Source organism: Achromobacter pulmonis, from assembly GCF_902859765.1.
Lineage (GTDB): Bacteria > Pseudomonadota > Gammaproteobacteria > Burkholderiales > Burkholderiaceae_B > Achromobacter > Achromobacter pulmonis.
The window spans coordinates 1-1826 of sequence record NZ_CADIJV010000079.1 but is presented as its reverse complement, the minus strand read 5'-3'; the positions used below and the strand labels follow the sequence as shown (position 1 = coordinate 1826).

Sequence of the window (1826 nt, the reverse complement as noted above, 5' to 3'; positions counted from 1 at the left end):
CTTCCAGCACAGCACCACGCAGCCGGTGGCGGGGGTCGAACCCTACAGCCCGCTGCGGCTGATGGGACGCGACGTCTACATCCGCGAAGGCTGTGTCGGCTGCCACTCGCAACAGATCCGGGTGCTGGCCGCCGAAGTACAGCGCTATGGCCCATACTCGCTGGCCTCGGAGTCGGTGTTCGACCACCCCTTCCTGTGGGGATCCAAGCGCACCGGCCCGGACCTGGCGCGCGTGGGCGAGCGTTACTCCGACGACTGGCACCGCATCCACCTGCGCAACCCGCGCCAGGTGGTGCCTGAGTCCAACATGCCGGCCTACCCGTGGCTGGAAAAGACGGTGATCACCGGCCAGAACGTCGCACCGCGCATGCGCGCGCTGCGCGCCCTGGGCGTGCCATACACCGACGAGGAAATCGCGGCGGCGCCCAAGGCCATCGAGGGCAAGACCGAAGAGGACGCGCTGGTGGCTTATCTGCAAGGGCTGGGCGTGGGCGTGCGCAAGGCGCAGCAGGCCAAGAAGGCCGAAGAGGCCCGGAAGGCCAGCCAGGCTTCGCAAGCCGCCGCCGCGGGAGGCTGATCATGGTCTTGCTGAGCGCAATCGTCACCGCCATCTCGATGGCAACCTTTTTCGGCATCGTCTGGTGGGCCTGCTCGCGCGGCCGCCAGCGCGCCAACAGCGAATCGGCCATGTTGCCGTTCGCGCTGCCCGATGAGTTCGGGCCGGCACAACAAGATGGAGCGAACCGGCCATGAGCGATTTCGTCAGCGGCTTCTGGGGGTATTTCATCTCGATCGTTGCGGTCGGCGGCGTGGCCTTTTGCGTGTGGCTGCTGTACTCGCAACGCCGCTGGCTCGGCGTCCAGCCGGCCGGAAGCGGTCAGGTGGAGGACACCGGCCACGTCTGGGACGGCGACCTCACGGAACTGAACAACCCGGTGCCGGGCTGGTGGACCTGGATGTTCCTGCTGGCTTGCGCGGTCGCGCTGGGCTACCTGTTCCTCATGCCGGGCCTGGGCTCGTACCAAGGCCAGCTGGGTTACAGCAGCGCCAACGAAGTGGCGCAGCAGCAGGCCAGGATGGCCGAAGCCGTGCGTCCGATCTACGCGCGCTTCGAAACGATGACCATACCGCAGATCGCCGCCGATCCCGGCGCCCGCGAAATCGGCCAGCGCCTGTTCCTGAACACCTGCGCGCAGTGCCATGGCTCCGACGCCAAGGGCGGCCCCAGCTTTCCCAACCTGGCCGACAACGACTGGCTGTATGGCGGCTCGCCCGATACCATCATGCAGACCATCACCAATGGCCGCGTCGGCGTGATGCCCCCGTGGAAATCAGTCATCGATCCCAAGGCCGCCGGCGACATCGCGCAGTACGTGCGTTCGCTGTCGGGCCTGGCGGCCGATCCCGAGCGGGTATTACGCGGCCAGCATGGCTACCAGACATACTGCATCGCCTGTCACGGCGCGGATGGCAAAGGCAACCCGGTCCTGGGCGCGCCCAACCTGACCGACGACGTCTGGCTTTACGGCAGTTCAGAAACCTCCATCATCCGGACCATCCTGGAAGGCCGCGAAAACCACATGCCGGCGCACGGCGACATCCTGACCCCGGTGCAGATCAAGATCCTGACGGCCTGGGTCTGGGGCCTGTCGAACAAGCCGGATGCGCCGTCCCAGCCAGCCCCGGCCGCCCCCTCGGCCGACCAGGCATTGCCCCATGGATGATGGGTCAACCGCAAGCGTCAGCACGCCGCCTGGCGGCGACCCGCCGCCCTGGCGCCCGCATGTGCGGCCGCCGCGCCCCGGCCAGGAGACGCTGGAGCAGAC

Annotated in this window: 3 protein-coding genes; all 3 read left to right on the top strand. The window is 67.7% G+C overall.

The window, feature by feature from the left end; all coding sequences use genetic code 11:
* Positions 1 to 577, top strand: a 577-nt coding sequence (gene ccoO / locus HV701_RS26555; RefSeq protein ID WP_175135972.1) for a cytochrome-c oxidase, cbb3-type subunit II, incomplete at its 5' end; no start/stop codon positions are given.
* Complete coding sequence (locus HV701_RS26550; protein ID WP_175135973.1) at positions 577 to 753, top strand: cbb3-type cytochrome oxidase subunit 3; 177 nt, start codon at positions 577 to 579, stop codon at positions 751 to 753. The genes ccoO and HV701_RS26550, both read left to right, overlap by 1 nt.
* Entirely contained in the window at positions 750 to 1724 is a 975-nt protein-coding gene (gene ccoP, locus HV701_RS26545; RefSeq protein WP_175135971.1) for a cytochrome-c oxidase, cbb3-type subunit III, read from the top strand. Before HV701_RS26550 ends, ccoP begins: the two co-directional genes overlap by 4 nt.
* Positions 1725 to 1826: the final 102 nt, after the last annotated feature.